This window comes from Rummeliibacillus sp. POC4, assembly GCF_003576525.1.
Taxonomy (GTDB): domain Bacteria; phylum Bacillota; class Bacilli; order Bacillales_A; family Planococcaceae; genus Rummeliibacillus.
Genome location: NZ_QWUA01000004.1, coordinates 1 through 16,086 on the forward strand (window position 1 = coordinate 1; position 16,086 = coordinate 16,086).

Annotated in this window: 19 protein-coding genes; 12 read left to right on the plus strand and 7 right to left on the minus strand. The window is 33.4% G+C overall.

The genetic code is table 11. The annotated features are described in order from the left end of the window. Positions 1-168: 168 nt before the first annotated feature. Positions 169-1,089: a cytochrome c oxidase assembly factor CtaG gene (gene ctaG, locus D1606_RS01090; protein WP_119414174.1), complete on the plus strand. Its 921-nt coding sequence runs from the start codon at positions 169-171 to the stop codon at positions 1,087-1,089. A gap of 32 nt (positions 1,090-1,121) precedes the next feature. Continuing rightward, positions 1,122-1,586, plus strand: a complete 465-nt coding sequence (locus tag D1606_RS01095) for a DUF420 domain-containing protein (RefSeq protein ID WP_199670632.1) — start codon at positions 1,122-1,124, stop codon at positions 1,584-1,586. Positions 1,587-1,616: 30 nt separating this feature from the next. On the opposite strand, the gene ytvI is transcribed toward D1606_RS01095, so the two are convergent. Together ytvI and D1606_RS01105 are read right to left on the minus strand one after the other, a co-directional pair. Next, the gene (gene ytvI, locus D1606_RS01100; protein WP_119414175.1) at positions 1,617-2,672 is read right to left on the minus strand and encodes a sporulation integral membrane protein YtvI; all 1,056 of its coding nucleotides are present in this window, start codon (positions 2,670-2,672) and stop codon (positions 1,617-1,619) included. 177 nt (positions 2,673-2,849) lie between these two features. Next, entirely contained in the window at positions 2,850-3,209 is a 360-nt protein-coding gene (locus tag D1606_RS01105; protein WP_119414176.1) for a YugN family protein, read from the minus strand. Between the two features lie 144 nt (positions 3,210-3,353). Here D1606_RS01105 and D1606_RS01110 point away from each other — a divergent pair, with 144 nt between their 5' ends. Beyond that, positions 3,354-4,418, plus strand: coding sequence for a CAP domain-containing protein (locus D1606_RS01110; RefSeq protein ID WP_119414177.1), 1,065 nt, complete (start codon positions 3,354-3,356; stop codon positions 4,416-4,418). Here D1606_RS01110 and D1606_RS01115 read toward each other — a convergent pair. Then, positions 4,415-5,155 (minus strand): amino acid kinase family protein, encoded by a 741-nt coding sequence (locus tag D1606_RS01115; protein ID WP_119414178.1) that lies wholly within the window; start codon positions 5,153-5,155, stop codon positions 4,415-4,417. The two genes, D1606_RS01110 and D1606_RS01115, sit on opposite strands and share 4 nt — an antisense overlap. Before the next feature lie 114 nt (positions 5,156-5,269). On the opposite strand from D1606_RS01115, the gene D1606_RS01120 reads away from it, so the two are divergent. Both D1606_RS01120 and D1606_RS01125 read left to right on the plus strand, forming a co-directional pair. Further along, the gene (locus D1606_RS01120; protein ID WP_158582301.1) at positions 5,270-6,733 is read left to right on the plus strand and encodes a UDP-N-acetylmuramoyl-L-alanyl-D-glutamate--2,6-diaminopimelate ligase; all 1,464 of its coding nucleotides are present in this window, start codon (positions 5,270-5,272) and stop codon (positions 6,731-6,733) included. 72 nt (positions 6,734-6,805) lie between these two features. Further along, a complete protein-coding gene (locus D1606_RS01125; protein WP_119414180.1) occupies positions 6,806-7,255 on the plus strand; it encodes a YlbF/YmcA family competence regulator in 450 nt (149 codons plus the stop codon). A gap of 80 nt (positions 7,256-7,335) precedes the next feature. Here the strand turns inward: D1606_RS01125 and D1606_RS01130 are convergent, their stop codons facing one another. After that, positions 7,336-8,235: a glycerophosphodiester phosphodiesterase family protein gene (locus D1606_RS01130; protein ID WP_119414181.1), complete on the minus strand. Its 900-nt coding sequence runs from the start codon at positions 8,233-8,235 to the stop codon at positions 7,336-7,338. A 130-nt stretch (positions 8,236-8,365) separates the two neighbouring features. Between D1606_RS01130 and D1606_RS01135 the strand changes: the two genes are divergently transcribed. Beyond that, positions 8,366-8,638: a YlbG family protein gene (locus D1606_RS01135; protein WP_119414182.1), complete on the plus strand. Its 273-nt coding sequence runs from the start codon at positions 8,366-8,368 to the stop codon at positions 8,636-8,638. An 82-nt stretch (positions 8,639-8,720) separates the two neighbouring features. On the opposite strand, the gene D1606_RS01140 is transcribed toward D1606_RS01135, so the two are convergent. Then, a complete protein-coding gene (locus D1606_RS01140; protein ID WP_119414183.1) occupies positions 8,721-9,110 on the minus strand; it encodes a DUF7147 family protein in 390 nt (129 codons plus the stop codon). Positions 9,111-9,164: 54 nt separating this feature from the next. Between D1606_RS01140 and D1606_RS01145 the strand changes: the two genes are divergently transcribed. From D1606_RS01145 to coaD, 3 genes are read left to right on the plus strand one after another with little or no spacing between them, the layout of a single operon-like run. Then, on the plus strand, positions 9,165-10,586 hold the full coding sequence (locus D1606_RS01145) for a hypothetical protein (RefSeq protein ID WP_119414184.1): 1,422 nt from the start codon (positions 9,165-9,167) through the stop codon (positions 10,584-10,586). 41 nt (positions 10,587-10,627) lie between these two features. Further along, complete coding sequence (gene rsmD / locus D1606_RS01150) at positions 10,628-11,203, plus strand: 16S rRNA (guanine(966)-N(2))-methyltransferase RsmD (RefSeq protein ID WP_119414185.1); 576 nt, start codon at positions 10,628-10,630, stop codon at positions 11,201-11,203. Further along, positions 11,193-11,681 carry a pantetheine-phosphate adenylyltransferase gene (coaD, locus tag D1606_RS01155; RefSeq protein ID WP_369973720.1) on the plus strand — a complete coding sequence of 163 codons (489 nt, stop codon included), beginning with the start codon at positions 11,193-11,195 and terminating at the stop codon, positions 11,679-11,681. The genes rsmD and coaD overlap by 11 nt, the downstream gene beginning before the upstream one ends. Positions 11,682-11,736: 55 nt before the next feature. Here the strand turns inward: coaD and D1606_RS01160 are convergent, their stop codons facing one another. After that, positions 11,737-12,654, minus strand: a complete 918-nt coding sequence (locus D1606_RS01160; protein WP_124218554.1) for a hypothetical protein — start codon at positions 12,652-12,654, stop codon at positions 11,737-11,739. 184 nt (positions 12,655-12,838) lie between these two features. On the opposite strand from D1606_RS01160, the gene D1606_RS01165 reads away from it, so the two are divergent. Beyond that, positions 12,839-13,888 carry a SepM family pheromone-processing serine protease gene (locus D1606_RS01165; protein WP_119414188.1) on the plus strand — a complete coding sequence of 350 codons (1,050 nt, stop codon included), beginning with the start codon at positions 12,839-12,841 and terminating at the stop codon, positions 13,886-13,888. Here D1606_RS01165 and D1606_RS01170 read toward each other — a convergent pair whose 3' ends face one another. Beyond that, positions 13,889-15,088 (minus strand): nucleotidyltransferase, encoded by a 1,200-nt coding sequence (locus D1606_RS01170; protein WP_119414189.1) that lies wholly within the window; start codon positions 15,086-15,088, stop codon positions 13,889-13,891. 126 nt (positions 15,089-15,214) lie between these two features. Between D1606_RS01170 and D1606_RS01175 the strand changes: the two genes are divergently transcribed. Together D1606_RS01175 and rpmF are read left to right on the plus strand one after the other, a co-directional pair. Next, complete coding sequence (locus D1606_RS01175; protein WP_119414190.1) at positions 15,215-15,748, plus strand: YceD family protein; 534 nt, start codon at positions 15,215-15,217, stop codon at positions 15,746-15,748. Positions 15,749-15,772: 24 nt separating this feature from the next. Next, positions 15,773-15,946 (plus strand): 50S ribosomal protein L32, encoded by a 174-nt coding sequence (rpmF, locus tag D1606_RS01180; RefSeq protein WP_102692762.1) that lies wholly within the window; start codon positions 15,773-15,775, stop codon positions 15,944-15,946. The last annotated feature ends 140 nt before the right edge of the window (positions 15,947-16,086 follow it).

The following is a 16,086-nucleotide window of genomic DNA, read 5'->3' on the forward strand; positions in this document are numbered from 1 at the left end:
ATTATTTAAAAGGACTTTTTCTCGTATATCGAACAAATTTAAAGTCAACTTGTAAGTAAAATTTTGCTCTAATAACGGTTAAAACCAAATGTCATGATTCGTTCATTGTAGTTTTGTGAGAACCTCTATATAATGTAGGTATTGATTGTAAATAAGGAGAGAATTACAATGCCATTAAGTATTTTCGGGTTTCGTGCTATGTGGAGCCCAGCATTAATAGGTGTGCTGGTGTTCTTTACGGTATTATATTTTTTAATCACGACTAAATGGAGAAATGACTTTAAATATAGTGAACCACTTAAAAAGGGAGAAGCTATATCATTTGTTTTTGCAATGATTATGCTATACGTCATTATAGGATCCCCTATTGATTTAATGTCACATATTATGTTCACAATGCATATGGTTCAAATGGCTTTTTTATTATTGTTTATTCCGATTTTCTTTATTATTGGCATTCCCAATTGGTTATGGAAGGTAGTTATTAACTTACCATATGTGAAGCCAGTATTTCATTTTATGACGAAGCCAATTTTTGCAGTTTTCTTTTTTGTGTTTATGTTTTCGGTTTATCATTTACCGGTTGTCTTAGATTACATTAAGTTAGATGAAACCGCACATGGTATTTATACATTCGTTCTATTTGTGTCTGCTTTGTTCATGTATTGGCCATTGTTAAATACAGTAGAAGGCGAACCAGCTATGAAAGATATAAATAAGTTCTTTTATATTATTGCGAATGCGATACTTATTACACCTTCTTGTGCACTAATTATCTTTTCGCCTACTGCCTTTTATGCAACATATACAGATGGAGAAACGTGGATGAAAGCGATGGCCCTTTGCGTTCCAAGTAACACATTGCAAGGATTGACTCTATCAGGTCCAGAATTATTTACGAACATGACGCCACTTGAAGATCAACAACTTGGTGGTGTAATAATGAAAATTATTCAAGAAATAATTTTTGCGGTTATTTTAGGACGAGTATTCATGGTGTGGTATAAAAATGATCAAAAGAATGCTGATAAAATGACTGAAGAAGCATTAAAAGAAAGACAAAGATTATCTCAAAATCAATTTCATTGATTGAACAAAATTACAGTGTTAGGAGTAAAATTATGAGTGTACCTATTTTACCTACAATAAGTACTTCCTTTATAGTTCTAAGCGCGATACTTATCGCGATTGGTTGGATACTTATTAAACAAAGAAAAAAAGAAGCACATAAAAAGACAATGATTGCTGCTGCTGTGTCAGCTTTACTTTTCTTTATCATCTATCTTTCAAGAACAGTATTTATCGGAAATACAGCTTTTGGTGGCCCTGATCATTTGAAAATATACTATACAATTTTCTTGGTATTTCATATAATGTTAGCCACTTCAGGTGCAGTGTTCGGGATTGTTACTTTAATAGCAGGCTTTACAAATAAACTAGAGCGTCATCGTAAAATAGCGCCAATTACTAGTATAATTTGGTTCTTTGTAGCGATTACCGGCGTAGCTGTTTACTTATTACTTTACGTTTTTTATAGTGGTGGACCAACAACTTCTGTTATTAAAGCAATTTTGAATAATCATTAATGAGAAAAAACTAATTCCACATAAATGGAATTAGTTTTTTCTTTTAAATGCAGTCCAACTTTTCCTGAATTGCCCAATAACAACGATTAGAATCGCAACAAATGGGCCTATGAAAAATCCAATAATGCCGAACATTTCAAATCCCACGTACATGCAAATGAGTGTAGTAAGAGGTGGAAGTCCTAGATGATTACTCGTAACTTTAGTTTCTAAAATTTGCCGCAGAACAATAACAACGATAGCTAATATAAATAGAATTGTTCCTTCAAAGTTTTGTCCGCTCATCCAACTGATGATTGCCCAAGGAATTAGGACCATCATCGCTCCTAAAATAGGTAGCAAATCTACAAACCAAATAACTATAGCCATTGGTAATGCATATCGGGGTGTAATCCATAATAAAGTACATAATGTAACAGAAAAAATAATAACACTCACGATTAATTGTGCTTTAAGAAATTCCAGGGTTCCTTTTTTAAAATGTTGGAGGAACACCGTTACAGAAGGGTTCTTTTCTATATGTAACCATCGACTTAAAGATTTCGTGATTTTGGGAATTTCCAACATAGCATAATATAAAGCCAAGAAATAAATGAACATTTTAAAAATAGCTGAGGGAAACTTTTGAAATAAATTGAGTAAATAATTAGCTTGAAAATATGTCGTTGCAATTTTTTGCAGGCTGTTCAACATATCTTCAATCCATTGTTGGATAGAAATAATTATAGGACGTGGTAAATCATGTGTAATATTAGCTAACTTTGCTTGGAAATAAATCCATCTTTCATTAATTGTTTCTAAAAGATGTGGTATCCAATGTGAAAAATCACTAAACTTATGCAGTACGATTAAGTATAGTAAATAGCAGAAGAAAAGTACAACTATACTAAAGATTGAGAAAAAGACTGGTACAATAAAGCGACGTGTTTTGTTCCACTTTTTTTCATACCTAATAATTAGTGGATTAAAACAAAGTGCAGTAAGAAAGGCTATAAGTATTGGTTTTGCATAAAAAAGAGAAAATACTAAACAGATTATAAAAATAAGCCAACGCCAAGATTTTGAAAAAATACGATGTAAACTCATCCTAATCACCCATATATATTTGACAATGATAGTATGAGGAGATTTCTGAAAATCATGCTAATTGAAATATTTTTTCAGCATTCGCCCAAATAGTGGATGCATAATTAGAGAAGAAATAAAAAAGCTATACAAAGTTTCTGTAAACTTTGTATAGCTAAAAAGATAAGTGCATGAATCCTATTTATTGAATTGATCTAGTTCTTTTGAGATGGAGTCTAAAATGTTTTGGCAATTTTTCACGAGTTGAGCAGGATAGATTTCATCTTCTCCATATTCAACGCCATGTGGGTAATAATGTTTACCAAGAACAGGTTTTAAAAGTGTAATATTAGCATCATTTGATCCATTATCGCCATCTTTTGTATAACCAAATACTCTTAAGTAGTAAGTACCTTCAGCTACGTCGAATCTTCTATCCCATGTAATACGTTCGTAATCCCATCCAGTAGCACGAATTAAGCCATTATTGCCCATTAGTTCATCAAGTAAAGTAATGTGCGCAACTTTGTTTTCAAGTCCAGTATTTTCAAAATACATTCTAATTTTCCTCCTTCGACACTTTCGTACAAATACGTTCCATTTTATAATAGAGCAAAATGGGACCGGTTGCAATGACAACATTGTGAATCCGTTTATGTAATTGGTATAATAACATTATTAAAAAATAGGAGAGAGATTGATGTGAAAGTCTTATTGAGGGTTTTAATTATATTAGCGGGAATATTGATTGCTTTCTTCTATATAAATCAACCAGTTAAAGAAAATGCACCACTGAAAGCACCTAATTCTAATGGGAAAGTAATTCCTCAGAAAGTTGCTCCTGATTTAAATAATTCGGTAGTAGAAAGACCAAATAAAGGATTATCTACTTTAGTCGGTCTTTCAACCAAAAAACTGAAAAAAACATTGGGAACTCCTGATCGAAAAAGTCCATCTGCTTATGACTTTGATTGGTGGGTATATCAAAAATCGCCAAGTAATTATTTACTTATTGGGGTTGAAAATAATAAGGTAAAACAAGTATATATTACAGGTTCTGAAGCGGATGCATCTCCTTTTAAAATAGGTCAGGGGATTGATGAATTATATCGAAATACCATTACAGATACGGAAGTTAGTGTAAAAATCAAACAAAATATTTATACCTTTATATTGAACGAAGCGGATTTACAGTCACGTATTTTAATCATGTATGATGGTTTATATGCACAATTGTATTTTGATGCGATTGATAAAACGTTAGAAGCTGTTCGGTATATTGATGGTGAAACTCTTGTTAAACAACACCCATATGATATGACTTATGTGGGAGATTTGATCACCCCATCAGTTCCTTCTTCGTATAAGCAAGTAGAAATTGATCAAGAAAACCGTAAACAATTATTTGAGTTAACCAATGTTTATCGAGTTCAAAAAGGTCTACCAGAGTTGACTTCTGCGGAAGATTTAAATGAGCTGGCTATGGCGCATAGTGAGAAACTTGCAGTCAATAATCTTTCAAAAGAAGAACAGGCAAGTGATGCGTTTAAAGATCGACTAAAAATTGCGGAGATTCAATTTGATTCTGCTGGAGAAAATGTAACAGAGGATTATTTAGATGCGCCAGAAGCTATAAATGGACTCTTAAATTCCGAGAAACATCGAGACACCCTATTGAATAAGCATTTCAATCAAATCGGTACAGGTGCCTTTGGTAAACATTTTACACAAGTTTTTATCAAACGTAGTGAATCAGATAGTCATTAATCATCATCTGGAAATACAAATGTACCGGATTCTAGATTAAAAATATTCCGTATATGCAGCTTGAGTTGGTGTTGTTGAGCCATTTCAGCTGCTTTTTTTTGTATTAAAGGATGGACATTATTCAATAATGATAAAAACTTGGAATAAGGTATTGCTCTAATAAGTTCAACATCATCTTCATAATTAGGATCTCCAGTCATTACACCTGGAACGTCCTTATAATACTCTATTGTTGCATTAGGCAAAGTGGCCCCTAAAACAGCGGCGGTTAAATCACTACCACCTCTACCAAGAGTGGCAATGTATCCTTCTTCTGTAATACCTTGAAATCCAGGAATAACCAAACAATCATGATGTTCTAGGGCGGATAAGAGTGTTTCCTTGTGAATATCAATAATTTCAGCATCTCCGAAATTATTGGTAGTTATTATTCCTAGTGGAGCTCCATAAAGCAATAGATTATCTATTCCATCTTGCTTTAGTTCTGATGAAAGTACTGCAGCAGAAATTAGCTCTCCGCATGCAGCAACTAAATCCTTTGCCTTTGGAGAAGTACTTAATGCATCTGTTATATCCAATAAAGTATCAGTTGCGTAAGCATCGCCATCTCTACCCATTGCAGAGACAACAACAACTGTTTTTCCATGTTCTCTTAGAGCTCTTTTAATATGGAGAAGGCAATGCTTACGAGAAGCTTTAGATTGCATAGCAATTCCGCCAAATTTTTGAATAATCATTTTGTGACTCCTATCTCCTCGTGACATATTCTGTATATTCTTCATACGATATAAGTGGTGGAGGGGTTATAGTAATGTATTCATTCTCAACTAAAAGGTGCAGGAGGAACATCGTTGATATTGGCAGAATTATTAAAAGAATGGCCGTGTGAATTAGAATGTGGTTCAATACGTTCTGAAATTAAAGGAATAACAGATAGAGCTAGTGATGTTAAACCGGGAGATCTATTTGTTGCACGCAAAGGGAAAAAATATGATGGATGGGATTTTAAAGATTTAGCTATACAAAATGGTGCTGCAGCTATCGTACATAATAGATACGAAGCAAAAGTCAACCTACAAATTCCAGTTGTCTGGGTGCCAAATTGTTCAACTTTTTTATCATATGCGAGTAAAAAGATATATGGAGCTTTTGATGAAAAGTTGACAATTGTAGCTGTGACAGGTACTAACGGTAAAACAACAGTAACACATTTAATCGGGCAATTACTTCAATCATTGAATGTGAAAGTAGCTGTAATAGGAACAGTTGGCCTGTTTATAAATGGGAAGAAGCAAAATATTATGCTAGAACCTTTAACAACACCTTTAGCTACAGAATTGTATAGGATTTTTGCTTATTGTGTTAGTCAAGGGGTAACACATGTCGTGATGGAAGCTTCATCACTTGCATTATCTGAACATCGTCTTGATGATTGTAATATTAATATTGGCGTATATTTAAATGTTAGTAGGGATCATTACGAAGAACATGGTGGAGAAAAATATTATTTGGCGGCGAAAAAGAGGTTATGCTTATTCTCTGAACAAATTATTGTAAATATTGATGATCCTTTCTGTAAACAATTACTTTTGGAATATCCTAATGTAAAAAGCTTTGGAAAAAATAATTTAGCTGATTGCAGTATTATTCACGGACAGAATTGTGAAAAGGGTACAAAGTTGTTAATCCAAAATAATGATATACCAACTGATATTATTACTCCTTTTCAAGGTGAATATTTGCAATATAATATACTAGCAGCTATTGCAGCGATTACGGAATTAGGATTTTCTTTACAAGAAATAGCACAACATACTAGTAAATTGACTCTGCCAACAGGAAGAATGCAGGAAATACCTAATCCATTAGGTATTCGAATTTTTATAGATTATGCTCATACGCCAAGTGCATTAGAAGCATTATTAAAAGCATTAAGACCACAAACGTTAAATCGATTAGTGGTAGTTTTTGGGTGTGGGGGAGACCGAGACCAAGGAAAAAGATTTGATATGGGGGTAGTAGCGGATCAGTATGCTGATATGATTTGGCTTACTGATGATAACCCAAGAAGTGAATCAGCCAGTGCAATTATAAATGCTATTGCAAAAGGGATTCATACTAAGCCCTTTAGGATAGAGCATAATCGTAAAAATGCTATTCAGCAAGCTATTTACGATTGTAATCAAGGAGATGTAGTAGTTATAGCTGGTAAAGGACATGAAGAGGGGCAAATAATTGCAGGCGAAATACTTCCTTTTTCGGATGAAAAAGTAGTTGAAGAAATTATATCAAATATGAATAGTGAAAATAACTAATTCTTTCAATCCTCTAATCATACAAAAAAGCCATAAATCTGTTATGATATGAGTAGATTGGGGGAAATACCGATGATGATGACTTCTGAATGGGTTATGATTCTGGAAGAAGTGCAAGACCTTAATACAATGATCCGTTCCTCCGAACAATTTGCGAATCTTCAAAAGGCGCATTTAGCGGTATATTCTGATGAAGAACTTGTTCGTAAAATTAATGATTTTCAACGGATGAAGGATCAGTATGAAGATGTCCAACGTTTTGGAAAGTATCACCCAGACTATCAAACAATTATGAAATCAGTTCGCGCAAAAAAACGTGAATTAGATGTTAATGATAAAATTTCTGCTCTTAGACTAGCAGAAAATGATTACCAAGATTTGTTGGATGAAATCGGACTTTTAATCGGCAAAACTGTTTCTGACTCGATTAAAGTGCCAGTAAGTAATCCATTTTTCCAATCTGAATCCTCTTGTAGTAGTGGTGGATGTGGTTCAGGTGGTAGCTGTTCATGCTCAGCATAAGTTAAAAGAATAAGCTAAAAGAGGTTTCTACATTAGTTAGTAGAAACCTCTTTTTAATAGACTTTAATCTATTAAATTGATTATACATTAACCACTTTAACAGCTAAATCTGGTCGGTCTGTAACAATCCCTCTTGCACCAAGATTGATTAACTTTTTCATAGACAATAAATCATTTATGGTCCAAAAATGGACTGGAATATTTAAGTCACTTAAAAATTGGATAAAACTTTGATTGTTTAAAGCAAATACACCATACTTTTCTGGTATTTGGAAAACATCTACTTTTGGGTGATACAAATGACCAAATTGACTCGTAAATGAGGTATAAGCTTTTCTTATTTCAGCTTGTCCCGCACCTAGTGCTACCTTATTTTGAGCATATAGATTAAAACGATCAATTTGTTCATCGTAAAAGCTTGTTACAACAACACGATTCGTAGCATCTAGTTCTTCGATTAAACGCCATAGTTTAGAAGGCATTAGACCACCTTCATATGTATCGGGCGCATCTTTCATATCAATATTAACAAACATATCTGGGAACTCAGTTAGTAAATCACGTAATGTGACAATAGATTCAAATTCATCACGATATGAGAGATACCCATCTAAATCGACAAAATTATATCCAAAGTTAAACTTCTGTAATTCTTCTAAAGTTAAGTCAGCCACGCGTCCAGTTCCATCACAAGTACGATCAACATAATCATCATGAAAAACAACAATTTCTTCATCTTTTGTTAGACGAATATCAATTTCAAATCCGTCTACACCTAATTCAGCAGCTTTTCGAAATGCAGCCATAGTATGTTCTGGTGCTAATTGTGAACCACCACGATGAGCTAAAATTACAGGATGTTCATAGCTTAGCGCAATTTTACTTTCTCGTTTTTGTGGTTTGGAAAGGGCTTTTGATCCTGCCCAAGCTGCAGCACTCGCAGCAGCAATTGCGATTGCCACTTTCGTTTTCTTTCCCATATTAGTCCTCCTCTGAATGCAGACTTATGCTCTTATTATAACGGATAACAATGTATCCTGTCAGCTAAACTTGGTTGCGCCTAATTTCACTGCTGTGTTATTCTTTAAAATAAGAAAAGAGGGAATCCATATGAAAGATCGACAAGGCTTAATCGTATATGTACATCATTTAAAACAGGCAAAATCATTACGCCGTTATGGCCATGTACATTATATTTCAAGAAGACTTAAATACGTCGTTTTATATTGCAATCAAGAAGATGTTGAAAGTACAATAGCTAAATTGACTCGTCTCCCTTACGTTCGAGAAGTCTTACCGTCTTATCGTCCATTTGTTAAGACCGTGTTTGAAAATGCTAAACCAGATAAAGCAAAAGAATATGATTATAAAACAGGTCTCTAAAGGATTAACACTCCCCGTCGATATAAAAAAAGATAGTTAATTATATCTAGTGGAAATGTGAAATCACTATATAAATGAGTAATTAGTGCAGTGATGGGATATAGTGATAAAGGCGTAATATTCCAATTAAGTATTGATAATATAGCTCTTTTTCAACATAAACTGAGGAATGTTTGACATCTAATGTGATGAGTAATTGATCAAGTTCTTTTACTGTCTCCTCAAATAGTTCTAATCGTTTAGAAGGCTTTTCTGTTGAATAAGGAATCCCTTCTCGACAAATATAGATTGGCGAAAATTTACTTTCTCCAACTGGGTTTAATGCAACGGCTATTGATGCTACTTTTTTATCACCAATAGTAGATGTAAAAACAAATGTATGATGAATACGATGCTTATTTGTTTTCATAAGCTCGCATAATTCATATACATCACCATAACCCTCTCCTAGTTCTATAAATTGTTGAATCATTTATCATACACGTCCTTTCTTTACACATAGTATCACGATTTGGGGGATTAGCACATGAAATTTGCAGCCTGTTTATTTTCGATCCTGTTATTTATAAATGGTATTATGTTGACTTTTCAATACCACGTCTATTCGGATCAATTATCAGAACAAGATAAGGCATTTCATTACGATCAAGACATAGATGTTGTATATCGAAAAGGAAAACTAATTGTTAATCATCATCTTAATTCTTTACCAGAAGACAGTATGAGATTTATATGGCCTACCAAAAGTATTAAAAAGTCTTGCTCTAAAAATGACAAAAATAACTGTAATCGGTTAAATAAAACCATTACTGGTTTGCAAAAAGGGAAAAAGGAAGAACAGACATTATCTTATATTATTCCTATCTCAAAAACAGGGATTAAATCTGGACAAATTCTGCGAGATATTTTCTTAAAGATAGAAAATGGGACACCAGTTCATACAACAATACATATTACAGATCAAACACATTCAAATGGACAATGGATCACGGGGTTACCAGAAGTGGCTAGCAAAAAATTGTCTTTAGTTCAATATGCAATGTTTAGTGGAAATGGTCCTGTAACTTCTTTATATTGGCGAAAAAGTAAAATGAAAAAAGTATTTACGAACGATCAAATGACACTTTATGGGAAAAATGATATTCCAAGTGATTTAACTAAATCATTGAATGGTTTAGAATTAGAAAAATTTGAACATGTAGACATTATTGAAACTGAGAAAAAGAGACACTCTGCAGGAAGAATTTTATTTACTTCTGAAATCAATGAAAAAACATTAGAACAAAAAGTGATTATATCTCAGATTAATCAAAAATATAAATTTAATACAAGTCCATCATGGGCTCCAGCAATTGTTGCATCTTTCTTAACAAACCGTACTTTGGGCTCTACTAAAGCACAAAAAATGACAAATGTGTTAAAGGATTATATGAATCAAAACCAAACGACAGAATGGAAAAAAGGATTAGAAGAGATGGAAGGTAAAGAAGTAACGACAACAAGATTGGATAACCTTTTATCTAAAACTCTACATTTAAAAACTTCATTCTTTAATATGAATGCAACGAATGGTAATAATATAGCACCATTGTTATTTGAAGATAAACGTCCGGTTTATATAAATGAATTGCAACAAAATAACGTGCAAGTTATATTTAAAGATGGACGTATTTTATATTCTATTAAGCCAATCCTAAAAAAATTAGGATATGCTTCAAAAGTTGGCACACATGGCTTCTATATTACAAGTAATAGTCGTTCCTTTAGATTCCCTATGGATGAGCCATTTTATGTTTACAACAATCATCGATATGATATTATCTCTCAACCAATTGAAAAGTATGGAAATGAATATTATATAGAAGAAGCATGGCTAGTACGATTATTCCTAGTAAACGTTGAAAAGTCAGATAAACGTATAGATATAAAAACAAGTGACCACGAATAATAGAATACGCAAATATTAGAAACATAAAGGTTTGATAAACAATGAGAGTAATTGCTGGTGAACGAAAAGGTATGCCATTAAAAGCTGTAAGTGGTATGACGACACGACCTACTACAGATAAAGTGAAGGAATCCTTATTTAATATACTTGGCCCTTTTTTCGAGGGTGGAGTAGCACTGGATTTATTTGCTGGAAGTGGTGGTCTAGGGATCGAAGCTTTAAGTAGAGGTATGGAAAAGGCTATTTTCATCGAAAAAGATGGTCGGGCATTCCATAACTTAAAAGAAAATATTTCAAAATGTCGTTATGAAGAATGTACGGAAGTTTACCGTAACGATGCAACACGTGCTTTAAAATTATTGATTAAAAGAGAAGTACAAGCAGATTTAATATTCTTAGATCCACCTTATAAAAAACATCAATATTATGAAATGGTTGAAGACATTGTTTCAAACGGAGTAATTTCAAAAGAAGGTACCATTGTTTGTGAACATGATACTGAAACTGACTTGCCAGATGCTTTTATAAATTTCCACAAGTTTCGTGAAGAAAAATATGGTGGTACCATTATTTCATTCTATCGTTTAGACGAGGAAGAAGGAGATTGTGTTGAATAAAATCGCTGTAGTACCAGGTAGTTTTGATCCAATAACGAATGGACATTTGGATATTATTAAACGAGCTGCTGATATTTTTGATACTGTATATGTTGCTGTGATGAATAATTCAAGTAAAAAGCCACTGTTTGATGTCAATGAACGAATTGATCTGATTGAAAAGGTTACGGATACTTTGCCAAATGTTAAAGTTGAATCTTCTTCAGGATTATTGATTAATTATGCAAAATCCAAAAATGCAAATGCTGTTGTACGTGGTTTAAGAGCAGTATCGGATTTTGAATATGAAATGCAAATAACCTCTATGAATCGATTTTTAGATGAACATATTGAAACTTTCTTTATCATGACTAAAAACAAGTATTCTTTTTTAAGTTCTAGTATTGTAAAAGAAGTTTCACAATATGGCGGAGATATACATGGTTTAGTACCTGAAATAGTGGAAAAAGCCTTAAAAGAAAAATTCAAACAAAAATAATCTCAATATATAAAAAGGTTACCTTGTAAATTTTACTTGGTAACCTTTTTATGTATTAGAATGATAGAAAAATAAGCCAATATAAGAAAGGAATCAAAAGTGTTTGAAAAATCCTTGTATATACATATGGAACCATCGAAATATTAGCCTCTTTTGCTAGGACCGCTACTTGTAGATGAATACTTAATCCTTGCATCGTTAAGATAGTGATGACAATCAATTCTAGCCATTGTGAATGTGCAAATAAATCTTGAGCATTGTCAAGTCCTGACGTCATTTCAAGAACAGTATATAAAGTTAACATGATCCAATCGGGTAATTGATGTACAAATCGTAATAATGTCTCAGTTAATACATAACTAATTGTAGTAAAGAAAATAACTGTAGCAGCTACTAAAAGTACTGTTGGTAAGCTATTTTTAATACTTTCAATAAGTGGTGATGCTGATTCAGTAGAAGTTTTTTTAGTAGAGATAGATCTTACATTTATTTTTCTAAATTTGAGTATGAATACGATGAGCATGACTATATTAACAGCATGGATAATAGCAAGCATATACCATCCACTAATAGGACTTTTTAATATTTCCACACCCACAAAACCAACAACAAATAGTGGACTTGGTGCATGGCATATAGCTAGTAGTAAAGGTGCTTCTTTTTTGGTGATTTGTTGTTGTTTTAACAAGAAACTAATGGTAGCAGCTCCAGTTGGAAACCCTCCAAGTGCACTAAGAAAATAAATTTGTAAGTAAAATTTCCATTTTGAATGCTGAGGAATACTAGATATATTCGTTAATCGTAAAAGCCACTGGGTTAATATGAGATAAGGAAGTAAATATGGAAATAAATGATCGATAAAAAGTTCCATCCCTGTATCGGCACCTTGATGGGCTAGTCCAGGTTGTAATAGTAATAGTAGTATAAAGAGCCAGCACAGGAATATATTGCTGTAATGTAATACGATGTACATCATCCATTCTAATTATTTTTTCGCTTTAGAACCGAAGTAATCTCCAAAGGGAGTATTATTTGTATGTAAAAGCTAGGTGGGAGTTTTACTTTAAGAAAAAGCAAACTAGTGATAAACTTATTGAACAGTTGTAATAGAACAGTATTTTATATGTTGTTGGCAGTTGTTATTTGGAGGTGAAACAATGAAGTTAAAAAAGTTTTTTACGCTAATTGTTGTTGTAGCAATCGTCATAATTGGCTTTGTTTACCCATTGCATTATTATATTATGCAACCCGGCGATGCATATGATTTAGATAATTATGTAAAAGTAGAAAATGCTGATGAACCTGGTAAGGGAAAACTTAGTATGATGACGGTAGCAATGTCAGTTGCTACACCATTTACCTATGTGTTAGCGAATCTCAGTGATGAAAAGGAAATTTTAAAAGACAGTCAAGTTCGTAGTCCACATGAAAGTGATAAGGATTATAATAATCGGCAACTTAAACTAATGACTGATTCACAATTTAATGCTAAACTTGTTGCCTTTAAAAAGGCAGGTTTGGAATATAAGATTAACTATAATGGTGTTTATGTATACTATGTTGTAGAAAAAGGTGCAGCTGATAATATTTTAGAAACCGGTGACGAAGTTATTGGTATTGATGATATTAAAATTCATAAGCATAAAGAACTTGTAGATTATTTAGCTAGTAAGAAAAAAGGGGATCACGTGAAAGTAAAAATAAAACGTGATCACCAAACATTAGAGAAAAAAATAACATTAAAAAAAATACCAGGTGCTGACGGGAAGGTTGGATTAGGTATCACTTTTGCTGACAGTACATCTATTACTACAAATCCTGAAGTTAAGATTAATGCAGAAGATATAGGCGGCCCTTCCGCAGGATTAATGTTCACTTTAGAAATTATTGATCAATTGACGAAAGGCGATCTAACAAAAGGATACAATGTCGCTGGTACAGGTGAAATGTTTGAAACAGGTGATGTTGGCCGGATTGGTGGAATAGATAAAAAAGTAATTGCTGCAGATGATGCCGGGGTGGAAATTTTCTTTGCACCAGATGATACGTTGTCAAAAGAAATAAAGAAAAAAAATCCTGGGATACAATCAAATTACCAAGAAGCAGTAAAAAAAGCCAAAAAAATAGGTACGAAGATGAAAATCGTACCTGTAAAAAATGTAGATGATGCATTGGAATATTTAGAAAAACTTCCAGAAAAGAAATGATCAATATCGAATGGGTGGGATTTTATAATCCATACCCATTTTATTTTTTCCAAGAGCTAGCATATATAAATCTGTTGCATGAATATCTTGTAGTAGCATCGAATCACTTGAACTCGCTACACGACTAATAACAGGTAGAGTAAATAATTTTTTTCGTTCGGATAAATAATGTTGCCCGTTTTTGCTCATACCAAGTAAGCGAATATAGCTAGGTTTATTCGATGAGTGTAGCTGTTGCCATGTGAAATTTGTAAAAATATGTGTCAGCATTCTTTGAATTCTTGTCCATGTATATCGCTTCGATTTAACTTTATGCATAAAGCTATTGAAATCATTACACTCTTTTGCTGCTTGAATGATTGAAAATTCAATTCCTTCAGTGACTTCAGCATATAATGCAATCTGTTCTGGTGATAGTCGTAGGATAGAGAATCTCAAATATGGCCAAAAAAGTTCCCAACTAGCAAAATGTTTAAAATCCTCGTGCCATTCAGTTAATGTTTGGAGCGAAGATTTTGGTAAAAAAGAAGTGACGCTTTGTAGGGAATGCTTTTCTTGAATTTCTTGGCGTATACCTGTTGCACTGGCAATTGTTTTACCATTGTCTATTTTCTCATGGTAACCTGCTTGAATTCTTTGAATCGTAATTGGTTTAATGTTCGTATTGTATTTTTTTATATTTTCTACGTAATGGTAACCAAGGATATTATTAGGTTTTGTTAAATCGGCATATGTAAGCTCGGTGTCAGAGAGTAGCTGCTGATAGGCTGTATTTAGTGCTTGAGGGTAGCTTAAACCAGTTTTAACGAAACGCTTAATGTTTTCCTGCAATTTATCATTATGGGCCTCTAGAAGCTCGTACGTATTCAAAAACGGTGTGATATCTCCTTGCTCGCTTCCAAAAGATAAAAAGTCACATTGCAGTGCTTCTAATAATAGAACACCACCTTTAGCAAAATCGCTTGCTTGTGCAGTGGCGTAGATATAAGGCAGTTCAATTACTAAATCTGCACCATTTTCTAGTGCCATTTTTGTTCTTGTCCACTTATCCACGAATGCAGGTTCACCACGTTGTAAGAAATGACCACTCATAACTGCAATAATTACATCTGCATCTGTAAGTTCTCGTGATTGTTTGATATGATAGAGATGTCCGTTATGAAATGGATTGTATTCGACAATAATACCTGTTGCAATCAAATCTTCACCCCGTTTATACTTAGTAATATGATTATACGAGGACTTTTGTCTAGTGACAAGAAAATATCTTGACATCTATAAATTAGCATTATATAATCAACTTTGTTGTCTTGAGGTGATAAATGTATGAAATGGGCAATCCCACAATTATCTAAATATCGCCAAAACGGGATGCCAATTGACGAAATTGTTCAATTGGACGGACTTATGCGTCGTAATACGGACATTCGCCGTAGTACACCCGTTCATGTAAAAGGATTCTGCACATTTGGTGCGAGTCAACTGAACTGTCATTTTCATTTGACTGGCACACTTATACTTCCTTGTTCACGAACTTGGGAAGATGTCGAATTCACTTATGATATTGAATCAGATGAAGTTTTCAGCTGGTCCGATACAGTAGATCCTGATGAATATGATAATGTTCATCTTGTTGAAGGCGAAGTTATCGATGTTGACCCTGTTTTAGAAGAGCTAATATTATTAGAAATTCCAATACAAGTGTTCAAAGAAGGTGCTGAAAAGCCAGCTCCAAAAAATAACGCCGATTGGTCTTATTTAACAGAAGATGAGCTTTTAAGTCAAAAAGAAAAAGACGCAAAAAAAACGGATCCAAGACTGGCTGCTTTAGCTAAGTATTTTGATCAAACAGACGAATAACCGATCTGTAAGGAGGTGCCATCAATGGCTGTACCATTTAGAAGAACTTCTAAAACTGCGAAACGTCAACGTCGCACACACTTTAAACTAGCTGTACCAGGTATGGTTGCTTGCCCTAACTGTGGTGAACTTAAATTGGCTCACCATGTATGTAAAGCATGTGGACAATACAAAGGTAAAGAAGTTGTGAGCAAATAATTCAGTATTTGTTCTAAAAAAGACTACTAGAGAGACCATGGCTCTCAAGTAGTCTTTTTTTATATATTAGCTTATTTAATTTTTTAAAGTGCTAGAAATCTTTACTTTATATTAAAGCATCCATTTATGATAAAATAATT

What these genes read in the sequence shown, in the direction of transcription:
- ctaG (WP_119414174.1), top strand. Translation starts at nt 169, where the DNA reads ATGCCATTAAGTATTTTCGGGTTTCGTGCTATGTGGAGCCCAGCATTA.
- D1606_RS01095 (WP_199670632.1), top strand. Translation starts at nt 1,122, where the DNA reads ATGAGTGTACCTATTTTACCTACAATAAGTACTTCCTTTATAGTTCTA.
- ytvI (WP_119414175.1), bottom strand. Translation starts at nt 2,672, where the DNA reads ATGAGTTTACATCGTATTTTTTCAAAATCTTGGCGTTGGCTTATTTTT.
- D1606_RS01105 (WP_119414176.1), bottom strand. Translation starts at nt 3,209, where the DNA reads ATGTATTTTGAAAATACTGGACTTGAAAACAAAGTTGCGCACATTACT.
- D1606_RS01115 (WP_119414178.1), bottom strand. Translation starts at nt 5,155, where the DNA reads ATGATTATTCAAAAATTTGGCGGAATTGCTATGCAATCTAAAGCTTCT.
- D1606_RS01125 (WP_119414180.1), top strand. Translation starts at nt 6,806, where the DNA reads ATGATGATGACTTCTGAATGGGTTATGATTCTGGAAGAAGTGCAAGAC.
- D1606_RS01130 (WP_119414181.1), bottom strand. Translation starts at nt 8,235, where the DNA reads ATGGGAAAGAAAACGAAAGTGGCAATCGCAATTGCTGCTGCGAGTGCT.
- D1606_RS01135 (WP_119414182.1), top strand. Translation starts at nt 8,366, where the DNA reads ATGAAAGATCGACAAGGCTTAATCGTATATGTACATCATTTAAAACAG.
- D1606_RS01140 (WP_119414183.1), bottom strand. Translation starts at nt 9,110, where the DNA reads ATGATTCAACAATTTATAGAACTAGGAGAGGGTTATGGTGATGTATAT.
- D1606_RS01145 (WP_119414184.1), top strand. Translation starts at nt 9,165, where the DNA reads ATGAAATTTGCAGCCTGTTTATTTTCGATCCTGTTATTTATAAATGGT.
- rsmD (WP_119414185.1), top strand. Translation starts at nt 10,628, where the DNA reads ATGAGAGTAATTGCTGGTGAACGAAAAGGTATGCCATTAAAAGCTGTA.
- D1606_RS01160 (WP_124218554.1), bottom strand. Translation starts at nt 12,654, where the DNA reads ATGTACATCGTATTACATTACAGCAATATATTCCTGTGCTGGCTCTTT.
- D1606_RS01165 (WP_119414188.1), top strand. Translation starts at nt 12,839, where the DNA reads ATGAAGTTAAAAAAGTTTTTTACGCTAATTGTTGTTGTAGCAATCGTC.
- D1606_RS01175 (WP_119414190.1), top strand. Translation starts at nt 15,215, where the DNA reads ATGAAATGGGCAATCCCACAATTATCTAAATATCGCCAAAACGGGATG.
- rpmF (WP_102692762.1), top strand. Translation starts at nt 15,773, where the DNA reads ATGGCTGTACCATTTAGAAGAACTTCTAAAACTGCGAAACGTCAACGT.